This window comes from Streptomyces sp. NPDC002730, assembly GCF_042888805.1.
GTDB lineage: Bacteria > Actinomycetota > Actinomycetes > Streptomycetales > Streptomycetaceae > Streptomyces.
In genome coordinates, this window is record NZ_JBIAQG010000005.1 from 219,246 (window position 1) to 238,843 (window position 19,598).

19 protein-coding genes and 1 tRNA gene are annotated in these 19,598 nt (G+C 67.3%); 10 read left to right on the top strand and 10 right to left on the bottom strand.

Annotated elements, in window-relative coordinates; all coding sequences use genetic code 11:
* Positions 1–207 precede the first annotated feature (207 nt).
* Positions 208–1,314: an isoafricanol synthase gene (locus ACFYXH_RS14655; RefSeq protein ID WP_389562583.1), complete on the top strand. Its 1,107-nt coding sequence runs from the start codon at positions 208–210 to the stop codon at positions 1,312–1,314.
* Positions 1,315–1,710: 396 nt separating this feature from the next.
* On the opposite strand, the gene ACFYXH_RS14660 is transcribed toward ACFYXH_RS14655, so the two are convergent.
* Positions 1,711–1,794 (bottom strand) — tRNA-Leu (locus ACFYXH_RS14660).
* Between the two features lie 318 nt (positions 1,795–2,112).
* Between ACFYXH_RS14660 and ACFYXH_RS14665 the strand changes: the two genes are divergently transcribed.
* The 7 genes from ACFYXH_RS14665 (at position 2,113) to ACFYXH_RS14695 (ending at position 11,439) form a co-directional block, all read left to right on the top strand.
* Entirely contained in the window at positions 2,113–2,967 is an 855-nt protein-coding gene (locus ACFYXH_RS14665) for an FhaA domain-containing protein (protein WP_389562585.1), read from the top strand.
* A gap of 10 nt (positions 2,968–2,977) precedes the next feature.
* Positions 2,978–3,493: an FHA domain-containing protein gene (locus tag ACFYXH_RS14670; protein WP_389562587.1), complete on the top strand. Its 516-nt coding sequence runs from the start codon at positions 2,978–2,980 to the stop codon at positions 3,491–3,493.
* Between the two features lie 129 nt (positions 3,494–3,622).
* Positions 3,623–5,119, top strand: coding sequence for a PP2C family serine/threonine-protein phosphatase (locus tag ACFYXH_RS14675; RefSeq protein WP_362677438.1), 1,497 nt, complete (start codon positions 3,623–3,625; stop codon positions 5,117–5,119).
* Between the two features lie 25 nt (positions 5,120–5,144).
* Positions 5,145–6,560 (top strand): FtsW/RodA/SpoVE family cell cycle protein, encoded by a 1,416-nt coding sequence (locus tag ACFYXH_RS14680; RefSeq protein ID WP_389562589.1) that lies wholly within the window; start codon positions 5,145–5,147, stop codon positions 6,558–6,560.
* On the top strand, positions 6,557–8,020 hold the full coding sequence (locus tag ACFYXH_RS14685) for a peptidoglycan D,D-transpeptidase FtsI family protein (RefSeq protein WP_389562590.1): 1,464 nt from the start codon (positions 6,557–6,559) through the stop codon (positions 8,018–8,020). Before ACFYXH_RS14680 ends, ACFYXH_RS14685 begins: the two co-directional genes overlap by 4 nt.
* 168 nt (positions 8,021–8,188) lie before the next feature.
* The gene (gene pknB / locus ACFYXH_RS14690) at positions 8,189–10,168 is read left to right on the top strand and encodes a Stk1 family PASTA domain-containing Ser/Thr kinase (RefSeq protein ID WP_389562592.1); all 1,980 of its coding nucleotides are present in this window, start codon (positions 8,189–8,191) and stop codon (positions 10,166–10,168) included.
* A 209-nt stretch (positions 10,169–10,377) separates the two neighbouring features.
* Complete coding sequence (locus ACFYXH_RS14695) at positions 10,378–11,439, top strand: restriction endonuclease (protein WP_389562594.1); 1,062 nt, start codon at positions 10,378–10,380, stop codon at positions 11,437–11,439.
* Between the two features lie 103 nt (positions 11,440–11,542).
* Here ACFYXH_RS14695 and ACFYXH_RS14700 read toward each other — a convergent pair whose 3' ends face one another.
* Genes ACFYXH_RS14700 through ACFYXH_RS14725 form a run of 6 tightly spaced genes read right to left on the bottom strand, consistent with a single transcriptional unit; the run spans position 11,543 to position 15,825 of the window.
* Positions 11,543–12,217, bottom strand: a complete 675-nt coding sequence (locus ACFYXH_RS14700; protein WP_389562595.1) for a class E sortase — start codon at positions 12,215–12,217, stop codon at positions 11,543–11,545.
* A 33-nt stretch (positions 12,218–12,250) separates the two neighbouring features.
* The gene (locus ACFYXH_RS14705; protein WP_389562597.1) at positions 12,251–13,405 is read right to left on the bottom strand and encodes a class E sortase; all 1,155 of its coding nucleotides are present in this window, start codon (positions 13,403–13,405) and stop codon (positions 12,251–12,253) included.
* A complete protein-coding gene (locus tag ACFYXH_RS14710) occupies positions 13,402–14,040 on the bottom strand; it encodes an aminodeoxychorismate/anthranilate synthase component II (RefSeq protein WP_327324815.1) in 639 nt (212 codons plus the stop codon). Before ACFYXH_RS14710 ends, ACFYXH_RS14705 begins: the two co-directional genes overlap by 4 nt.
* Positions 14,037–14,210 carry a hypothetical protein gene (locus ACFYXH_RS14715; protein WP_389562598.1) on the bottom strand — a complete coding sequence of 58 codons (174 nt, stop codon included), beginning with the start codon at positions 14,208–14,210 and terminating at the stop codon, positions 14,037–14,039. Before ACFYXH_RS14715 ends, ACFYXH_RS14710 begins: the two co-directional genes overlap by 4 nt.
* Before the next feature lie 56 nt (positions 14,211–14,266).
* Positions 14,267–14,953 (bottom strand): class E sortase, encoded by a 687-nt coding sequence (locus tag ACFYXH_RS14720; RefSeq protein WP_389562599.1) that lies wholly within the window; start codon positions 14,951–14,953, stop codon positions 14,267–14,269.
* Between the two features lie 56 nt (positions 14,954–15,009).
* Complete coding sequence (locus tag ACFYXH_RS14725) at positions 15,010–15,825, bottom strand: DUF881 domain-containing protein (RefSeq protein WP_389562600.1); 816 nt, start codon at positions 15,823–15,825, stop codon at positions 15,010–15,012.
* A gap of 140 nt (positions 15,826–15,965) precedes the next feature.
* Here ACFYXH_RS14725 and crgA point away from each other — a divergent pair, with 140 nt between their 5' ends.
* A complete protein-coding gene (gene crgA, locus ACFYXH_RS14730) occupies positions 15,966–16,223 on the top strand; it encodes a cell division protein CrgA (protein WP_327324811.1) in 258 nt (85 codons plus the stop codon).
* Between the two features lie 259 nt (positions 16,224–16,482).
* Here the strand turns inward: crgA and ACFYXH_RS14735 are convergent, their stop codons facing one another.
* Both ACFYXH_RS14735 and ACFYXH_RS14740 read right to left on the bottom strand, forming a co-directional pair.
* Complete coding sequence (locus ACFYXH_RS14735; RefSeq protein ID WP_389562601.1) at positions 16,483–17,385, bottom strand: rhomboid family intramembrane serine protease; 903 nt, start codon at positions 17,383–17,385, stop codon at positions 16,483–16,485.
* Positions 17,386–17,554: 169 nt separating this feature from the next.
* On the bottom strand, positions 17,555–18,088 hold the full coding sequence (locus ACFYXH_RS14740) for a peptidylprolyl isomerase (protein ID WP_389562602.1): 534 nt from the start codon (positions 18,086–18,088) through the stop codon (positions 17,555–17,557).
* 272 nt (positions 18,089–18,360) lie between these two features.
* Between ACFYXH_RS14740 and ACFYXH_RS14745 the strand changes: the two genes are divergently transcribed.
* Entirely contained in the window at positions 18,361–19,041 is a 681-nt protein-coding gene (locus ACFYXH_RS14745; RefSeq protein WP_389562604.1) for a DUF5324 family protein, read from the top strand.
* A gap of 55 nt (positions 19,042–19,096) precedes the next feature.
* Here ACFYXH_RS14745 and ACFYXH_RS14750 read toward each other — a convergent pair whose 3' ends face one another.
* Entirely contained in the window at positions 19,097–19,546 is a 450-nt protein-coding gene (locus tag ACFYXH_RS14750; protein ID WP_389562605.1) for a DUF6344 domain-containing protein, read from the bottom strand.
* Positions 19,547–19,598 lie beyond the last annotated feature (52 nt).

A 19,598-nucleotide genomic window follows, 5' to 3' on the forward strand; every position in this document is an offset into this window, starting at 1 on the left:
CCTCTGTCCCCAACCTCCCGTATGCGCCTCCCCAGGGGGCGCATACGCGGTCGCGTACGCCGGTATCACGCCACATGACACCCGTCGCTCACGGTCGCTCGGGTAATGCGGCGCCTAGCCTCGTAGGGCGGCGAGAACGCGTCAGACCTGCACCGCCGAGCCGGTGGGATGCGCCGCGACACCCAGGGGGTGCGTATGGCGAACACGATGACTTCCGGCCTTCACCCGGTCCCCTCGGACCCGACCCGGCGCACCGCGGCCATCAGGATTCCGTTCCCTGCCCGCTTCAGCCCGCACGCGGAGCGCGCACGACGACACACACTGCAGTGGCTGCAGGAGACGGCCTTGCTGACGGGGGAAGCCGAGACGGCAGAGTACGACGCGCTGCGGCTCGAGCGGCTGATGGCGTACTTCTATCCCGACGCCACAGGCAACGACCTTGAGCTCGCGGCCGACTTCAACGCATGGTTCTTCATCTTCGATGATCAGTTCGACGGTCGGCTGGGGATGCGGCCCGCGGCGATCGAGCATTTGGTGACCACCCTCGTACGGACCATGACGGCGGATGGCACGCCCATGGTGCCCGGCAGGGCGGGCCCACCGCTCGTCCAGGGGTTCCGAGACATCTGGCGCCGGGCCACCGGCGGGACTCCGTACGGCTGGCAGCGTCGGTTCCGTACACATTGGCAGGCCTACATGGCCGCCTATCAAGGGGAAGCACACCACCGGAACGCCGACCGCCTGCCTTCTGTTGAGCAGCTCCTCAAGGTCCGGCGGGACTCCATAGGCGTACAGCCCTGCCTCGACTTCACCGAGAGGTGCGGCGGATACACCCTGCCGGACGAGCTGCACGACTCTTCCCCACTCCGGGAGATGCGTGAGATCACCGGCGATGTGGTGATCTTCGTCAACGACATCGTCTCGCTCGCCAAGGAACTGGCCGCCGGGGATGTGAACAACAGCGTCATCGTCCTCCGCGAACAGGAGGGCTGCTCCCTGGAGCGGTCCGTCGAGCACATCGCCGCCCTCGCCAATGCGCGGACAGCCCGATTCGCCCAGCTCGCCGCCACCCTTCCCAGGACGCTGAGCGAACGGAGTGTGCCTGCGGAGGTGCGCGGGCACATCGACCACTATGTGGAGGGCATGGGTCACCTGATGGCGGGCAACCTCGCCTGGTCGCTCGCGACGTCCCGCTACGACGTGGCCGGGATCGCCGCCGTGAGCGGCGGACGGCAACGGCCCTGGGCATACCTCGCCGCGGCAGCCGAGTCCTTGGCCGAACGCGTTACGCGGAACGCGGGGACAGAGAGTTGAGCAGCCTCTTCGGCTGCGACGCAGCCTCAGCCTGAGACGCCTTCCCGATGCGGCATCCCTGCCGACGAGGCCGCCGCCTTCCTGCGAGGGAACTGATGGGCGCCGCCACCCCCACGGGGCAGCGCAGCGATCGGCACGAGCGCCTTCTCCACCGGGCAGCTGACCCCCACCGGCTACCTCGCACCGACCGGCCAGCGATCAGCTCCAGTCGCACCGGATGAGAATCATCTGAAGATCAGAGTCCGCATCGTGAGGTATGCCACGATGTGGGCTCTTTCACGTAAAAACGCCCCGAACCGCTCCGAGCTCGGACAGTTACGCGCTCCGAACAACGAGAAACGGGCCCCACCAGGACTTTCGTCACTGGTAGAGACCCGTTTCGTCGGTTTCTCTTTGTGCGCGAGGGGGGAGTTGAACCCCCACGCCCTTTCGGGCACTGGAACCTGAATCCAGCGCGTCTGCCTATTCCGCCACCCGCGCATTGGGTGTTGCCGCCCGTCCCCCACCTGTTCGGTGCGAGCGCCTGGCGACTTCCAGAAGATTAGCACGCGGCACAGGGTGGATTCACATCCGATTGTTTGGCGCACACGGCCGGCGAACAGAGGGAACGGAGGGCGGCAGCCCCCCACTCCTTCTGGGTGCACCCTGGGTGCGGGACACTGTCATAAGGCCGCCTCTACGATCCGTGTGAGAGGTGACACTCATCGACGGGGCAGACAAGGGGAACCAGCCGATTTCCCGACGCGTGGATACGATCAGTAAGCAGTACCAGGACGGCAACGACGGAGGAGGTGCCCCATGGGAGTCCTGAAGAAGTTCGAGCAGCGACTCGAAGGTCTGGTCAACGGCACCTTCGCCAAGGTGTTCAAGTCCGAGGTCCAGCCCGTCGAGATCGCCGGCGCCCTCCAGCGCGAGTGCGACAACAACGCGACGATCTGGAACCGCGAGCGAACCGTCGTACCCAACGATTTCATCGTCGAGCTCAGCGCGCCCGACTTCGAGCGCCTGAGCCCGTACTCCGGCCAGCTCGGCGACGAACTCTCCGGACTGGTCCGCGACTACGCCAAGCAGCAGCGCTACACCTTCATGGGACCCATCAAGGTCCACCTGGAGAAGGCGGACGACCTCGACACCGGTCTGTACCGGGTGCGCAGCCGCACTCTCGCGTCGAGTACGTCACAGTCCCCGGAACGGGCTCCGGCAGGCCCCGGCCCCGCCGCCCCCCAGGGCGGCGCCCGCGGCGGCTACGGCTACCCGCCCACCGCCGCACCTCCCATGCCGGCCGCGCCCCCTCCGGGCGCCGGCCGCCCCGGCCCCGCGCCCGTCGCGGACCGACGCCCGGCACCCGGTCCCGGACCGATGCCGAGCACCCAAGTACGACGTTGGATCGAGATCAACGGCACCCGCCATCAGATCTCCCGCCCGACGCTGGTGCTGGGTCGCAGCACCGACGCCGATGTGCGGATCGACGACCCCGGCGTCTCGCGCCGGCACTGTGAGATCCGGACCGGAACGCCCTCGACGATCCAGGATCTCGGGTCTACCAACGGCATCGTGGTAGACGGGCAGCACACCACCCGCGCTACGCTCCGCGACGGCTCGCGGATCGTCGTGGGCAGCACCACCATCGTTTACCGGCAAGCCGAAGGGTGAAGCGGGGGCAATGTCAGAGCTGACCCTGACGGTCATGCGGCTAGGTTTCCTGGCCGTTCTGTGGCTGTTCGTGATCGTGGCCGTTCAGGTCATCCGAAGCGACCTGTTCGGTACGCGCGTCACGCAGCGCGGCTCACGCCGCAATGCCGACGCGCGTCCGCAGCAGACGCGCCAGGCCGCTGCGCCACCACAGCAGCGCCAGCAGGCCTCCGGCGGCCGCCAGCGCCGCGGTGCGCCCAGCAAACTCGTCGTCTCCGAGGGCACCCTCACGGGCACCACGGTGGCGCTGCAGGGCCAGACCATCACCCTGGGCCGGGCACACGACTCCACGATCGTGCTGGACGACGACTATGCGTCCAGCCGGCATGCCAGGATCTACCCGGACCGTGACGGCCAGTGGATCGTCGAGGATCTCGGGTCCACCAACGGCACATATCTCGACCGGACCCGACTCACCACCCCGACACCGATTCCGCTGGGCGCGCCGATCCGCATCGGCAAGACCGTCATCGAGCTGCGGAAGTAGTACGACAATGAGCGAGCGGAGCGAGCGAGCCGCAGCGGTCCCGACAGCGGACCGGCACGGGCTCCCGACCGGAGGGTGGGCAGTGTGGCTCGAGACCGGCTGTACCCCGAGCCGACGGGCGAGGTGCGCATGAGTCTGTCTCTGCGCTTCGCCGCCGGGTCACACAAGGGCATGATCCGGGAGGGCAACGAGGACTCCGGCTACGCCGGACCCCGCCTCCTGGCCATCGCCGACGGCATGGGCGGCCAGGCCGCCGGTGAGGTCGCCTCCTCGGAGGTCATCTCCACACTCGTCACGCTCGACGACGACGTGCCCGGCTCGGACATCCTCACCTCGCTCGGTACGGCCGTACAGGGCGCCAACGACCAGCTGCGGCTGATGGTCGAGGAGGATCCCCAGCTCGAGGGCATGGGCACCACGCTCACCGCCCTGCTCTGGACCGGCCAGCGGCTCGGCCTCGTGCACGTCGGCGACTCACGCGCCTATCTGCTCCGCGACGGCGTACTGACCCAGATCACCCAGGACCACACCTGGGTGCAGCGGCTGGTCGACGAGGGCCGGATCACCGAAGAGGAAGCCACCACCCACCCGCAGCGCTCCCTGCTGATGCGCGCGCTGGGCAGCGGCGACCATGTCGAGCCCGATCTCTCCATCCGCGAGGTCCGCGCCGGCGACCGGTACCTGATCTGCTCCGACGGACTGTCCGGCGTCGTCTCCCACCAGACGATGGAGGACACCCTCGCCGACTACCAGGGTCCGCAGGAGACGGTGCAGGCGCTGATCCAGCTCGCACTGCGCGGCGGCGGCCCCGACAACATCACCTGCATCGTCGCGGACGTCCTCGACACCGACTCCAACGACACCCTGGCCGGGCAGCTCAGCGACACCCCGGTCGTCGTCGGCGCGGTCGCCGAGAACCAGCTCCAGCTGAACGACGGCGGCGCCATGCAGACCCCGGCGGGCCGCGCGGCCGGCCTCGGCCGCCCTGTCCCGCCGCAGACCTCCGGCGGCTTCGGCCCGCCCGGCAGCGGCGACGGCATGGGGTACGGCGGAATGCCGCCCGAGGGCAGCTTCGGCGCATACACCGACGAGGACTTCATCAAGCCCCGCGGCGGCCGCAAGTGGCTGAAGAGATCTCTCTACAGCGTGCTCGCGCTGGCGGTCGTCGGCGGCGGTCTGTACGGCGGCTACAGCTGGACCCAGACCCAGTACTTCGTCGGCTCCAAGGACGAGCACGTCGCCCTCTACCAGGGCATCAGTCAGGACCTCGCCTGGGTCTCGCTCTCGAAGGTCCAGAAGGACCACCCCGAGATCGAACTCAAGTACCTCCCGCCCTACCAGCGCAAGCAGGTCGAGGCGACGATCACCGAGGACAGCCTCGACAAGGCGCGAACCAAGGTCCAGGAGCTCGCCGACCAGGCCGCTGCCTGCAAGAAGGACGAGCAGCGCCGCGACGCCGCCGACCGCGCGAGCACTCCACCGCCCGGTGAGGGCGAGGCCGGTGGCACCACCGGCAAGCCCACCACCCAGAACGCCAAGACCAAGCCGACCGCAGCTACTCCGTCTCCGGGTCCCACCCTCTCGGAGGAGGAGCAGAAGCTGGCCTCGAACTGCGGAAAGCAGTAATCGGCCGTAGGGGGCCTTCTCCACCATGAGCGTTGTCACCAACACCACCACGATCGGCGCGATCGAAGCACCGAGCCGCCGCAACACCGAGCTGATGCTGCTCGCGTTCGCCGTCGTCATTCCGGTGTTCGCGTACGCCAACGTGGGCCTTGCGCTGAGCGGCGAGCTCCCGGCCGGCATGCTGTCGTACGGCCTCGGCCTCGGGCTTCTCGCGGGTGTCGGCCACCTCGTGGTCCGCAAGTTCGCGAAGTACGCCGATCCGCTGCTGCTGCCGCTGGCGACGCTGCTCAACGGCCTCGGCCTGGTGCTGATCTGGCGCCTTGACCAGTCACCGAGACTGGCCTACCAGGGCTCTGCGGCACCGAACCAGCTGATGTGGTCGGCGCTGGGCGTTGCCATGTTCATCGCCGTGCTGGTGTTCCTCAAGGACCATCGCGTCCTTCAGCGATTCACGTACATCTCGATGGCGGTCGCGCTGGTCCTGCTCGCTGCCCCGGCGTTCTTCCCCGCCGACTCAGCCAACTTCGGTGCGAAGATCTGGATCCGCCTCGGCCCGCTCTCCCTCCAGCCCGGCGAGTTCGTGAAGATCATTATCGCGATCTTCTTCTCCGGATACCTGATGGTGAAGCGTGACGCCCTGGCCCTCGCCAGCCGCCGCGTTATGGGCCTGTACCTGCCGCGCGGCCGTGACCTCGGCCCCATCCTCGCCGTGTGGATGCTCAGCATCCTCATCCTCGTCTTCGAAACCGACCTCGGCACCTCGCTGCTCTTCTTCGGAATGTTCGTGGTCATGCTCTACGTGGCCACCGAGCGGACCAGCTGGATCGTCTTCGGTCTGCTGATGTCAGCGGTCGGCGCGGTCGTCGTCGCGACGTTCGAGCCACATGTGAAGGCACGTGTGGCGGCCTGGCTCAACCCGATGGCCATCTTCCTGCCGCCGGACCAGCGGCCCAAGGGCCTGATCTCCGACCAGGCGGCGCAAGCGCTGTTCGCCTTCGGCTCCGGCGGGACGCTCGGCACCGGCCTCGGCCAGGGCAACTCGGACCTGATCAACTTCGCCGCGAAGAGCGACTTCATCCTCGGCACCGTGGGCGAGGAGCTCGGCCTCGCCGGAATGATGGCGATCTTCCTGATCTACGCGCTGATCGTGCAGCGCGGCGTGCGCACAGCGCTCGCCGCCCGCGACCCCTTCGGCAAGCTTCTGGCCATCGGCCTGTCCTCAGCGTTCGCCCTCCAGGTCTTCATCGTCGCAGGCGGCGTCCTCAACCTGATTCCGCTGACCGGTATGACCATGCCGTTCCTCGCACAGGGCGGTTCCTCCGTCATCACCAACTGGGCACTCGTCGCCATCCTGATCCGGATCAGCGACACCGCGCGCCGTCCCGCGCCGGCTCCCGCCCCGTCCCCCGACGCCGAGATGACCCAGGTGGTCCGACCGTGAACAAGCCCCTGCGCCGAGTGGCGATCTTCTGCGGCCTGCTCGTCCTCGCCCTGCTGATCCGTACCAACTGGGTCCAGTACGTGCAGAGCGAGGAGCTCAACAGCCACAAGAACAACAAACGCGTCCAGATCGAGCGGTACGCCTACGAGCGCGGCAACATCATCGTCGACGGCAAGCCCATCACCGGCTCCACCGCGACCAAGGACAAGTTCTACAAGTTCAAGCGCACCTACATCAACGGCGAGATGTGGGCCCCCGTCACCGGTTACGCCTCACAGGCCTTCGACGCCAACCAGATCGAGAAGCTCGAGGACGGCGTCCTCACCGGCAACTCCGATCAGCTCTTCTTCGACCGCACCATGGCGATGTTCACCGGCGACAAGAAGCGCGGCGGCAACGTCGTCACCACCCTCAGCGGTGCCGCTCAGAAGGCCGCCTACAAGGGCCTCGGTGACAAGAAGGGCGCCGTCGCGGCGATAGACCCCAAGACCGGCAAAATCCTGGCGCTGGCCTCCACCCCGTCGTACGACCCCTCCTCCTTCGCCGGCTACGGCGCATCGGACGAGAAGGCATGGGTCGCGCTCGAGAAGGACAAGGAAAAGCCGAAGCTCAACCGCGCACTGCGCGAGGTCTACCCGCCCGGCTCCACCTTCAAGGTGGTCACCGCCGCCGCCGCGCTGGAGCACGGCGAGGTCGACGACATCAACGCGGCGACGGACACCCCGGAGCCGTACATCCTGCCCAACACCCGCACGCCGATGGTCAACCACGCCAACGGCTGCAAGAACGCCAGCCTGATGAAGGCGCTCGAGGTCTCCTGCAACTCCGTCTTCGCCAAGCTCGGTGACCAGGTCGGCCGGGACAAGATGCTGGAGACGGCGCAGAAGTTCGGCTTCAACAACCCGGAGATCGACACCCCGGTCCGTGCGGCCGCCTCCGTCTACAACAAGACAATGGACCGCTCCAGCAACGCGCTGTCCTCCATCGGCCAGTTCGACACCGCCACCACCCCCCTCCAGATGGCCATGGTCGCCGCGGCGATCGCCAACGACGGCAAGCTGATGAAGCCGTACATGATCGACCAGCTGGAAACGCCCAACCTCGACATCATCAAGAAGAACGAGCCGGAGGAGATGAGCCGCCCGCTCTCCCAGAAGAACGCGCAGCTCCTCCAGCAGATGATGGAGAACGTCGTCGAGAACGGCACCGGCAGCAAGGCCAAGATCGACGGGGCCACGGTCGGCGGCAAGACCGGTACCGCCCAGCACGGCGAGAACAACAGCAAGCGGCCGTACGCCTGGTTCATCTCGTACGCGAAGACCGACAGCGGATCGCCGGTCGCCGTAGCGGTCGTCGTCGAGGACTCCAGCGGCATCTCTCGCGACGACATCACCGGCGGCGGTCTCGCCGGTCCCATCGCCCGCGATGTGATGCAGGCGGTACTGGAGAGCAAGAAGTGACGCGAATCACGTCCACTGTCCATACCTGCACATTGCGATACCGGTCGGGTATCAGGTGACCGTCGCGGGCGGATCAGGCACGGCGTGCCCGGTAGCGTATGCGCGAACAGCACACCGCCGGACCACACACGGGTGCGGTCAGGACTGACGGAGAGGGCTGGAACAGCTATGGAAGAGCCGCGTCGCCTCGGCGGCCGGTACGAACTGGGCTCGGTGCTCGGCCGTGGTGGCATGGCGGAGGTCTACCTCGCCCACGACACCCGGCTCGGCCGCACCGTCGCCGTGAAGACGCTGCGGGCCGATCTTGCCCGCGACCCGTCCTTCCAGGCCCGGTTCCGCCGTGAGGCCCAGTCGGCCGCCTCGCTCAACCACCCGGCGATCGTCGCGGTCTACGACACGGGCGAGGACTACGTCGACGGGGTCTCGATCCCATACATCGTCATGGAGTACGTCGACGGGTCCACGCTCAGAGAGCTGCTGCACTCCGGGCGCAGACTTCTGCCCGAGCGCACGCTCGAGATGACCATCGGCATCCTCCAGGCGCTGGAGTACTCGCACCGCGCCGGAATCGTCCACCGCGACATCAAGCCGGCGAACGTCATGCTGACGCGCACCGGCCAGGTCAAGGTCATGGACTTCGGCATCGCCCGCGCGATGGGCGACTCCGGAATGACCATGACGCAGACCGCGGCAGTCATCGGCACCGCCCAGTACCTCTCCCCGGAACAGGCCAAGGGCGAGCAGGTCGACGCCCGCTCCGACCTCTACTCCACCGGCTGTCTGCTCTACGAGCTGCTGACGGTCCGGCCGCCGTTCGTCGGGGACTCCCCGGTCGCGGTCGCCTATCAGCACGTACGGGAAGAGCCGCAGCCGCCCAGCAACTTCGACCCCGAGATCACGCCCGAGATGGACGCGATCGTGCTGAAGGCGCTGGTCAAGGACCCCGACTACCGCTACCAGTCGGCCGACGAGATGCGCGCCGACATCGAGGCCTGCCTCGACGGCCAGCCGGTCGCGGCAACGGCGGCGATGGGCGCGGTCGGCTACGGCGGCTACGCCCCGGACGACCAGCCGACCACGGCACTGCGCCAGGCCGACCCGGCCGGCCAGACCTCGATGCTCCCGCCGGTGAACCCGGACGACGGCGGCTTCGGCGGTTTCGACGACCGCCCGGACCGCCGCCGCCAGAAGAAGTCGAACACCTCGACGATCCTGCTGGTACTCGCGGGCATCCTGGTGCTGGTCGGAGCGGTACTGATCGGCAAGTCGGTCTTCGGCGGCAGCGACGGCAACAACAGCACCGTGCCGGTGCCGCTGCTCGTGGGCAAGCCGTACCAGGAAGCCGAGCAGCTGGTGATCAACGCCGGCGTCAAGATCCACCAGTCCGGCAAGGACCGATGCGACCAGCCGAAGGGCAGCATCTGCAGCCAGACGCCCAAGGACGGCAAGATGAAGCAGGGGGAGACGGTCGAGGTCGTCGTCTCCGAGGGCGCCCCCAAGATCGAGGTCCCCGACGTCACCGACAAGCCGGTCGACAAGGCGACGGACATCCTGGTGAGCAAGGTCTTCAAGGTCGAGACCAAGGAGATCGAGTCCGACCGGGAGCCGGGCACCGTCCTCAAGCAGGACCCACAGGGCGGCTCTCAGGCCGAAAAGAACTCGACGGTCACGCTCACCGTAGCCAAGCAGACCAAGATCAACGTACCTCCTGTCGTGGGCCAGCAGTTCGACGCCGCGAAGAGCCAGCTCGAAACCCTCGGGTTCGTGGTTGTCCGGAGCGACGTCGACTCGGAGAAGCCGTTGGGCGAGGTCATCGAGCAGGACCCGTCGGGCAACTCGAAGGCCGCCAAGGGAGCCACGGTCACGCTGAAGGTCTCCAAGGGACCACCGCAGCAGACCGCCCAGGTGCCCCAGCTGTTCACGCAGACACTCGGCCAGGCCAAGCAGCTCCTCGCCCAGGCGGGACTGCAGCTCGGCACCGTCGACGGTCCGAACGACGACAACGCCCGGGTCGTCGCCCAGGACCCGCAGGCCGGTCAGCCGGCGACGCCGAATCAGCCGGTCAATGTGAAGACCATCGCCGGTGACGGCGGGGGCAACGGAAACAACGGCGGCGGCGGCAACGGCGGAATCTTCGGCGGCGGCTAGCAGCCCTCCGCACCCGCACTCCGTAAGGCAGAAGCCCCGGCACCCAACCAAAGGTGCCGGGGCTCTGCTTTTGCCGTCAACCACCTCGCGCACGTTCTCGACCGTCGGTCGTGTCTTCATATGTCCCGACTCGTTGGGCCGGATGGGGCGGGGACTCAGGCTCCGCCCTGGCCGCACCGCCAATTACACGAGTAGACAGGGACGGGCACGTGATCAACGAAGCCGTACTGCTGGAGTCGAGGTCGCTGCGCAAGGGTGTTGTCGCGCGAACAGAGGTGCTTGACAGAGTCAAGACGCTGTCGCTGCTGCCGGACGGCATGCATGTGACGACGGCAATGGTCGCCGCTTACTTCGAGGTCGCCGAGACCGTGATCAACAACCTTCTCAGCCGACACCGCGAAGAGCTCGAGGTAAATGGTCTACGGGTCCTGCGGGGCGCTGAGCTGCAGGAATTTAAGGAACTCACACTGAGTTCCTATCCTGAGAGTTATCCACAGCCCCGTTCAGGCATGGCCGTCTGGCCACGTCGAGCCGTCCTCAACGTCGCGATGCTGCTCCGCGACAGCGAAGTCGCACGTCAGGTGCGTACATACCTCCTCGACATGGAGTACATGGCACGCACCGCCCCTGTGGACAACTCCGTCCACAACCCCGCCGACTCCCCCGCCAGCTCCCTCGACGACTGCATCGACCGGCGCATCACCCACATCCTCGGCACAGCCGTCGTCCCCATGTTCAACGCCCTCATCGAGACCTCGAGCGAGCACCGAAGGGAACTGATCGACCTACGCCAGGACATCCAGCGCGTCGAGCGCAGGCTCTGCCACCACCACTCTCAGCTACGGCGGCTCGAAGGCCCACGGAAAGACCGGGTACTCGCCGGAGTCATGGGCGCCATCGACGCCATGAACGGTTACGAGTTCGAAGATCACGTCGCCGACCTCCTGCGCCGCGACGGCTGCACCGACGTCGTCGTACGCGGCGGCCATGGTGACCGAGGCGTGGATATCACAGGGCGTACCCCTGACGGACGCCCACTCGTCGTCCAGTGCAAGAGGTTCGCGCCCCACAGCTCCGTGACCAGCCCCGACATCCAGAAGTTCCTCGGGGCCGCCAAGGTGCTGCACAAGGCCGACGTCGCGCTCTACGTAGCGACGTGCCCGTTCACCAGGGACGCCCTCAACATCTCAGCCGAGGGCGGTATCACCGCCGTACACCGAGGGCTGCTGGAGACCTGGAGCGCGGGCACGCCGCTGAACGTACTCAGGTAGCCGACGCGGCACAGAAGCATGGAAGGGCCCGAAGTCGCAAAGGTAAGTTGCGACTTCGGGCCCCAGTCATCCTAGACCGACTGGCCTCCTTCAAGGAGGTCCGTCAGCGCAGCTCCGCCGGCGGCGTACGGTCCTTGTCGACCTTCTCCGTACGCTCCAGCTCGCCCCACACGACGTAGCGGTAGTCCGAGGTGTAGACGGGCGTGCACGTCGTCAGTGTGATGTAGCGGCCCGGCTTCGACTTCCCCGACTCCTTCGGGACCGGCTGCAGCACGTCCACGTTGTACTTCGAGGTCTCTTTGAGCTCGTTGTAGACCTTGTAGACGTACCAGGTGTCCCGGGTCTCGAAGACGATCGGATCGCCGTTCTTCAGCTTGTGGATGTTGTGGAACTTCGCTCCGTGCCCGTCCCGGTGCGCGGCCAGCGTGAAGTTGCCCTTGCTGTCCCAGGGGAGCGCCGACTTGATCGGGTCCGCGTAGTAGCCCGCGATGCCGTCGTTGAGGCTCTTGGTGTCGGTGCCCTTCTTCACCAGCACCTCGCCGTTGCTCATGGCAGGTACGTGGAGGAAGCCGATGCCGTCCTTGGTGTCGAGCGCGCCAGGAGCGCCGTTCCAGCCTTCGCGCATCTGGTCGCCCTGCTTGGAGGCCGCACGGTCGGCGAGAACGTTCGTCCACCACAGCGAGTAGACGACGAAGAGCGCCAGCACCACGCCCGCGGTGATCAGCAGTTCGCCGAAGACACTGATGACGCCGGCGATCCGGCTACGCGCACGTGCCACTGCACCTGTTCCCGTCTTGAAGTCCCACAGCGTTCAGCCGACAAGCGCGTCGGGTTTGCCCTTGCTGCGCGGCCGTTCCTCGACCATCTTGCCCCACACGATCATTCGATACGTACTCGTAAATTCCGGCGTACACGTCGTCAGCGTGATGTACCGGCCCGGCTCGGTGAATCCGGAGCCGGGCGGCACCGGACCGATCACTCCCACGTTCGACGGCGAGGTCTGAGGGAGGGTACGCACCGTCTTGTACGTGTAGTACGCGTCCTGAGTCTCAACGACGACCACGTCCCCCGGATTGAGACGATTGATGTAACGGAACGGTTCGCCATGGGTGTTGCGATGGCCCGCAACCGCGAAGTTGCCCGACTTGTCCGCGGGCATCGCGGTCTTGAGCTTGCCCTCGCCGTAGTGGCCGACCATGCCGCGGTCAAGGACGTTGTGCTTGCTGATGCCTTCGGCGATCGGGACGACCACGTCCAGCTTGGGGATATACATGAGGGCGAAACCCTGCCCGGGCTCGAACGCACCGGGCTTGCGGCCCTTCGCCCAGTCGTCCTGGATCTTGTTCGCCTCCTGGCCGGCCTCCTGACCTGCGCGTATGTTCGTCCACCAGAGCTGGTACGTGACGAACAGCAGCATCAGCACGCCGAAGGAGATGAAGAGCTCCCCGATGGCGCGGCTGGCGATGACGGCGGGGCTGTCCTTGAGCGCACGCGCAGCACGGCGGGCCTCGACGCGCGAAAGAGGCTTGGCGGGCCCGGCGTCGGCCCCGGCCGAGGCGGCGGCAGCGGGCTGAGCACGCCTACGGCCCCGGCCGCCCTTGGCCGCCTTGCGACGCTCGGCCCGCCCCGGACCTGCAGGGGTCTCCGCGGCGCGACGCGTGTCCGACGTACGCAGCGCGACGGTCTCGTCGTCCGGTACGGGTATCGGCTCGGACACCGGTATCGGCGCGGGCGCGGACATGGGTTGCGGCTCGGGAACCGGCTCCGGCTGTACGTACCAGTCCCGCTGATAGCCCTCAGGATCGTCCACGGCGTACTGGCCGTACCCGGACCACTCCTGAGGCTGCGGCTGCGGCTCCTCCGCCTCCGGAACGCTCGGGGCCTGGAACCACGGCGAGCCGTGCCCCCTCGGCGGCAGCGGGCCCGTCAGCGGGTCGTACTCGTCCTCAGGGCCCACGGGACTCACGCCAAGGCCTTGCCCACCACCGGTGCGAGCCCCGCCGAACGGCCGACCGCCCCGGTGTCGCCGCACTGCTCCAGCCAGTTGGCGAGCATCAGATGGCCGTGCTCCGTGAGGACCGACTCGGGGTGGAACTGCACGCCCTCGACGGCCAGTTCACGGTGGCGCAGCCCCATGATGATGCCGTCCGCCGTCCGCGCCGTGACCTCCAGCTCGTCCGGCAGATCCGCCGGCTCGGCCGCCAGCGAGTGGTAGCGGGTCGCGGTGAAGGGCGAAGGCAGCCCGGCGAATACGCCCTTGCCCTCGTGCGTGACCAGCGAGGTCTTGCCGTGCAGCAGCTCGGGCGCGCGGTCCACCACACCGCCGTACGCCACCGCCATCGACTGCATCCCCAGACAGACGCCGAAGACCGGAACGCCGGTGTCCGCGCAGTGCCGCACCATGTCGATGCACACACCGGCCTGCTCGGGCGCTCCGGGACCGGGGGACAGCAGTACGCCGTCGAAACCGTCCTGCGCGTGCGCGAGTTCGACCTCGTCGTTGCGGCGGACCTCGCACTCGGCGCCGAGCTGGTACAGGTACTGGACGAGGTTGAAGACGAAGCTGTCGTAGTTGTCGACGACGAGGATGCGTGCGCTCATCGGGCCGCCCCCGCTCCGTCGACCGTCACATCATTGAACGGAAGCAGCGGCTCCGCCCACGGGAAGACGTACTGGAACAACACGTAGACGACCGCCAGAGCGAGCACGAGCGAGATGAAAACCCGCACCCATGCGTTGCCCGGCAGATGCCGCCAGATCCAGCCGTACATGCTGTCCCTTTCCGTTCGGTACCGCACCAGACTAAAGGGCGGCAGGGGCACATGGGTCAGCTGTGCAAAGCTTCCGGTTTGCCGTCGGTCACAGGCTGGGTGGCGTCCAGATGCGCCCAGGCGATCAGCCGGTGGCTGCTGCCCCATTCCGGATCGCATGTGGTCAGCGTCAGATAGCGGCCCGGGCCGTCGAATCCGGACTTGCTCGGGACGGGGGCGAGGACGCCGACATCGCTCGGCACGGTCCGGTACGGCTTCTTGTCGATGCGGTACGTGAACCAGGTCGTACCGTCCGTCAGCACGACCGCGTCCCCGGGCCCCAGCTTCGGGAAGTCCTTGAACGGATCGCCGTACGTGCGGCGGTGGCCGGCGACCGAGAAGTTGCCGCTGCCGCCGAGCGCGGCGGTGGAGATGTAGTGGCCGAGGCCCTTGTGGAGGGTGCGCGCCTCGGTGCCCTGCAGAACCGGCCAGTCCCAGCTCCTGCCGAAGCGGGGGATGTACATGACCGCGAAGGGCTTTCCGTCCTCGTACGCCTTCGGGACGGGAGTCGCGGTGCGACCGGGCCCGGGGGCCGCGACCGGACCCTGCGACCACGTGTCCTGGAGCTGATCGATCTGGCCGTCCGTGGCGCTACCGGCCTTGATACCGGTCCAGAACAGCACGTACACCACAAAGAGCACGATCAAGGTGCCGACGGTGATGCAGAGTTCGCTGACGGTCCTGACGATCAGACGCACCGACACCGGCTCCCCCAAGCACTGCCCAGCCCAGCCCAGCCCCTGCCCCGCTCTGCCCAGCACTACCCAACGGGCTTCGCGTAGTGGAGATCCACTGTGCCCGAGTAGCCGGGGAGAGTCACCGCCTCGTGCTCGCCGACTTTCCAGCCGAGGCCGTACGCCTTCACATACAGCTGGTAGTTCTGGATCGCCGGGGATGCGGTGAGCGCCTTCTTGAGGGCGCTCTGGTCACCGACAGCGGTGATCTTGTACGGCGGGGAGTAGACGCGGCCCTGGAGGATCAGCGTGTTTCCCACGCACCGCACGGCGCTGGTGGAGATCAGCCGCTGGTCCATGACCTGGATGCCCTCGGCGCCGCCCTTCCACAGTGCGTTGACGACGGCCTGCAGGTCCTGCTGGTGGATGACCAGGTCATTGGCCTGCGGCTCGGGGTAGCCGGGGGCCGCCTGTGCGTTCGGCGGGGCGTCGTTGAGGGTGACGGTGACGGCCGGACCGCTGAGCTTCTTGGTGCCCGCGGCCTGCTCCAGGGCGTTCAGCTTCACATCCTCGGCCTTGGTGGAGCCGTCGTCGCGCCGGGCCAGGGCGTCGACGTCGGCGCGTACCGCCGCCGTGGACTCGTCGAGGGCACCGTTCTTGGTGCTGCGCTGCTGGATCAGGTCGGAGAGCTTCAGCAGCGAGGCGTCCGTACGGATATTGGTGCCCTTGGCGGTGTTGAAGCTGGTGACGAAGATCAGCCCGGCAAGAGCGAATACGGCAGCCGTCAACAGCCGGACCGTCCCGCCTGTCACCCAGCCACCACCCCTCATCGGACTTCGCCCCTCTTCCTCTCCGTCGAAGCGGTGAACCGGCCCTTGGGGGGAGTCGGCAGAATTGCTCAACGTACCCTTATCTCCTCAGGCCCCGCGGAAGCACTACGCTAACGGACGCCCGGGGGCGGCAGTGGTCCCCCTCGCTCCAGCCCCGGCGCCAGCCACAGTTCCCTGCGCGGTCACGCAGCGCATCGACAGGAGAGTCCCTCGTGCCGAAGTCACGTATCCGCAAGAAGGCCGACTTCACGCCGCCGCCGGCATCGAAGCAGGCGACAAACATCAAGTTGACGAGTCGCAGCTGGGTCGCACCAGTGATGCTCGCGATGTTCCTCATCGGGCTCGCATGGATCGTTCTCTTCTATGTGACCGAGGGCGATCTGCCGATCAAGAGCTTCGGCAACTGGAACATCGTCGCCGGCTTCGGTTTCATCGCCGCCGGCTTCGGCGTCTCGACCCAGTGGAAGTAGCTGTTCCGCAGCCCGCCCGTCAAGCCCTGCCCTGAGGTTATCCCCAGCGTTATCCACAAGCGGGGGAAAAGGTCAGACGATCTGTGGATAACTCTCACAGCATTGACGCCGGTGTGACTGCATCGGCCATGTTGGTGAAGCGACCCGCCCCTTGTCCCTGCTGGGAAAAGCCCAGCTCAGCGACAAGGGGCACGCTTGTTCCCCACAGCATGCACAAGATCCGACACACGCTGTGGACAACCTTGGGGAAAGGTCTCGCTCAGGTGAGCGAAGCGGTCCTGACCAGCACGGTCACGGCGATGGCCAGGAAGACCGCGGCACAGGTCCCGAACTGCACCAGGTTCCGGCGCTCGCGGGGGGCGTGCACCAGGCCGAAAGCGATGGCGATGCCCGCGATCAGGCCGCCGACGTGCGCCTCCCAGGCGATGCCCGACCAGGTGAAGGTGAAGAGCAGGTTCAGCGCGAGCAGCGCGATGACCGGCCGCATGTCGTAGTTGAGGCGGCGCATCAGTACTGCGGTGGCGCCCAGCAGCCCGAAGATGGCGCCGGAGGCGCCCAGCGAGGCCTGGTTAGGGGACGCGATCAGATACGTGAAGGCGCTGCCGGCCAGTCCGGAGAGCAGGTAGAGCGCGAGATAGCGGACGCGGCCCAGCGCCTGCTCCAGAGGGCCGCCGAGCCACCACAGGCCCAGCATGTTGAAGGCGATGTGCCACACCTGCTGGTGCAGGAACATCGAGGTGAAGAGCCGGTACCACTGGCCCTCGGCGACACCGTCCACCGGGACGAACGGCGCCGGCGGCCACTGTGCGATCAGAGCCAGTTCGTTGACCACGCGGTCGCTGGCCGCCGCGGCGATGAACACCGCGATATTGATGACCAGCAGGATCTTGGTGACGAGGTGGGGGTGGGCCGCCACCGCACCGCCGGCGAGCGTGCGCGGCTGGTTGGCCGTCGGGCCGTGTCCCGTACCGGATCCGGTACGGACGCATTCGGGACACTGGAATCCGACCGAGGCGCTGACCATGCAGTCCGTGCAGATCGGCCGCTCGCAGCGGGCGCAGCGGATGCCGGTCTCGCGGCCCGGATGCCGGTAGCAGCTCGGCAGGCCGTGTTCGGCCTGCGGCTCCTGTGGCTCCTGTGGACTGCCTGGCGCCTGGTCCATGAGGTCCCCTCAATCTCCCTAGCTCAACACACCGCCCCGTCCATCCTTACGGACGGACGGGGCGAATTGGTTCCCCCCGGGGGCCAGGCACGGGTTCACACACAGGATCAGCGCAGAACCGAGCCCGGGACGCCGCCTGGGACCGCACCCGGGGACCAAGCCCCGGTGATCAGCCCTGGCGGGTCTCGACGACGACCGACTCGATCACGACGTCGTTGAGCGGGCGGTCGGTGCGCGGGTTGGTCTGGGCGCCGACGATGGCGTCCACGACCTTCTTGCCCGCGTCGTTGCTGACCTCACCGAAGATGGTGTGCTTGCGGGTCAGCCAGGCGGTGGGCGACACGGTGATGAAGAACTGCGAGCCGTTGGTGGCCGGGCCGGCGTTGGCCATGGCGAGCAGGTACGGCTTGTCGAAGGCGAGGTCGGGGTGGAACTCGTCCTGGAACTCGTAGCCGGGGCCGCCGGTGCCGTTGCCCAGCGGGTCACCGCCCTGGATCATGAAGCCGCTGATCACGCGGTGGAAGACCGTACCGTCGTACAGCTTGTCCGTGGACTTCTTGCCGGTCGCCGGGTGGGTCCACTCACGCTCGCCCTGGGCGAGTTCGACAAAGTTCTTGACCGTCTTGGGCGCGTGGTTCGGCAGAAGCCGGATCTCGATGTCGCCTTGGTTGGTCTTCAAGGTGGCGTACAGCTGCTCGGCCACGATCTGCCTTCCGTAAGTCTTCTCTGACGTCCAACGATCCTCGCACGCGAGAGACGCCTACGGATAAAAGCCGCCGAGTCGCCGCCGGAGCGGCGCGTTGTGAGGCGAACCGTGGCATTGTCGTCCACAAGCTCCCGACATGACCCGGATGCCCGCCCCACATGCCGGGGCGGCACTCAACAGGCATGATTTTCAAACGGGTGGAAAGGCGAAACTGTGCCGAACTGGGGATAAACCCCAGACCCCAGAACGCCACCGATGAGGAGGATCCCGTGACCCGCATGGACAGCGTGCGCGCCGCGACCGGTACGGCGAAGGAGAGCGTGCAGCACGCCGCGGAAGTGGTGGCGCCCTACGCCGGGACGGCCAAGGAGCACGCCGCGCATTATGCGCACGAGGCCGGCGCGCGGCTTGCGCCCAAAGTCTCGAAGGCCGCTGATCAGGCCCGTGTTCAGTACTACGTACGTGTCGCGCCGCATGTCCCACCGAAAGTGGACAAGGCCGCGCACCGAGCCGCGACCAGGGCCCGGAAGGCTGCTCGTCAGGCGGCGGACTACACCGTTCCGCGTGTCGAGCACGCGGTGGCGGTCGCTCAGCCGGTACGAGAAGAGGCTGCGGCCCGCTCGGCTGCCGCGCTGGCCGCACTGCGCGGACAGGTGACGGCCAAGGAGATTCAGAAACTGGTGAGGAAGCACGAACGGCGGTCCAAGGCCGGACGCCTCGCCAAGGGTGTCGCCATCATCGGCGCGGTGGTCGGTGGAGCTTTCGCCGCTTGGAAGTGGTGGGACAAGCAGGCCAATCCCGATTGGCTGGTGGAACCGCCCGCTGCCACGGAGGTCTCCGACCGCGCCCCGCTGGCGTCCGTCGACGGCAGTGGGCAGGATGATCTCGACCCTGAGGTGCAGGCGAAGCAGGATGAGGCGGAGGGTTCGGATCCCGACGATCGCCGCTGACCGGGTAGCGCCCTTGTGATCTGTGGCGCCGGGAGACGTGAGTGCTCCCGGCGCCTCATGCCGCGGCGAGCGCCGGTTCCGCGACGGGGGCGGGGACGGACCCGGATGCGGGGGCGGATGCGCACCGTGGTGCGGGGGCGGATGCGGACCGTGGTGCGGGGGCGAAGTTCAGTGAGCCGTAGGCACTGTCGGCGTCGATCGCTTGCAGATGCCGTGTGGCGGGCGAGGAGCCATGGGCTTCGGCGCGAATACGCTGCTTGATCGTGGGCGGCAGCGACCTGTCGCGTGCCGTGGGGCTCCATCGCGTATTCGGCGCCGGCAATGTCGCCCGAAGGGCTTGCGCGCGCACCTGCTTCGGCAGGCTCGGCAGGGCCGGCTGGTCCGGCGTCTGCAGGGCGGCCCGCTGCGCGGCGGTGGCCGCGGTGGTCAGCCCCATCGAGGCAAGCAGCGCAAAGAACGCGGCAATGAATGCGGTCCACAGATTCTTGACCTTGAAGGCGGCCATGACCCCTCACTTTCGGGTTGAGCGATCTACATACCTTTCTCATGATGTGTAC

Excerpts from the sequence above, each read along its gene's own strand:
- ACFYXH_RS14655 (WP_389562583.1), top strand. The coding sequence starts at position 208 with ATGACTTCCGGCCTTCACCCGGTCCCCTCGGACCCGACCCGGCGCACC.
- ACFYXH_RS14665 (WP_389562585.1), top strand. The coding sequence starts at position 2,113 with ATGGGAGTCCTGAAGAAGTTCGAGCAGCGACTCGAAGGTCTGGTCAAC.
- ACFYXH_RS14670 (WP_389562587.1), top strand. The coding sequence starts at position 2,978 with ATGTCAGAGCTGACCCTGACGGTCATGCGGCTAGGTTTCCTGGCCGTT.
- ACFYXH_RS14675 (WP_362677438.1), top strand. The coding sequence starts at position 3,623 with ATGAGTCTGTCTCTGCGCTTCGCCGCCGGGTCACACAAGGGCATGATC.
- ACFYXH_RS14680 (WP_389562589.1), top strand. The coding sequence starts at position 5,145 with ATGAGCGTTGTCACCAACACCACCACGATCGGCGCGATCGAAGCACCG.
- pknB (WP_389562592.1), top strand. The coding sequence starts at position 8,189 with ATGGAAGAGCCGCGTCGCCTCGGCGGCCGGTACGAACTGGGCTCGGTG.
- ACFYXH_RS14710 (WP_327324815.1), bottom strand. The coding sequence starts at position 14,040 with ATGAGCGCACGCATCCTCGTCGTCGACAACTACGACAGCTTCGTCTTC.
- ACFYXH_RS14715 (WP_389562598.1), bottom strand. The coding sequence starts at position 14,210 with ATGTACGGCTGGATCTGGCGGCATCTGCCGGGCAACGCATGGGTGCGG.
- ACFYXH_RS14735 (WP_389562601.1), bottom strand. The coding sequence starts at position 17,385 with ATGGACCAGGCGCCAGGCAGTCCACAGGAGCCACAGGAGCCGCAGGCC.
- ACFYXH_RS14750 (WP_389562605.1), bottom strand. The coding sequence starts at position 19,546 with ATGGCCGCCTTCAAGGTCAAGAATCTGTGGACCGCATTCATTGCCGCG.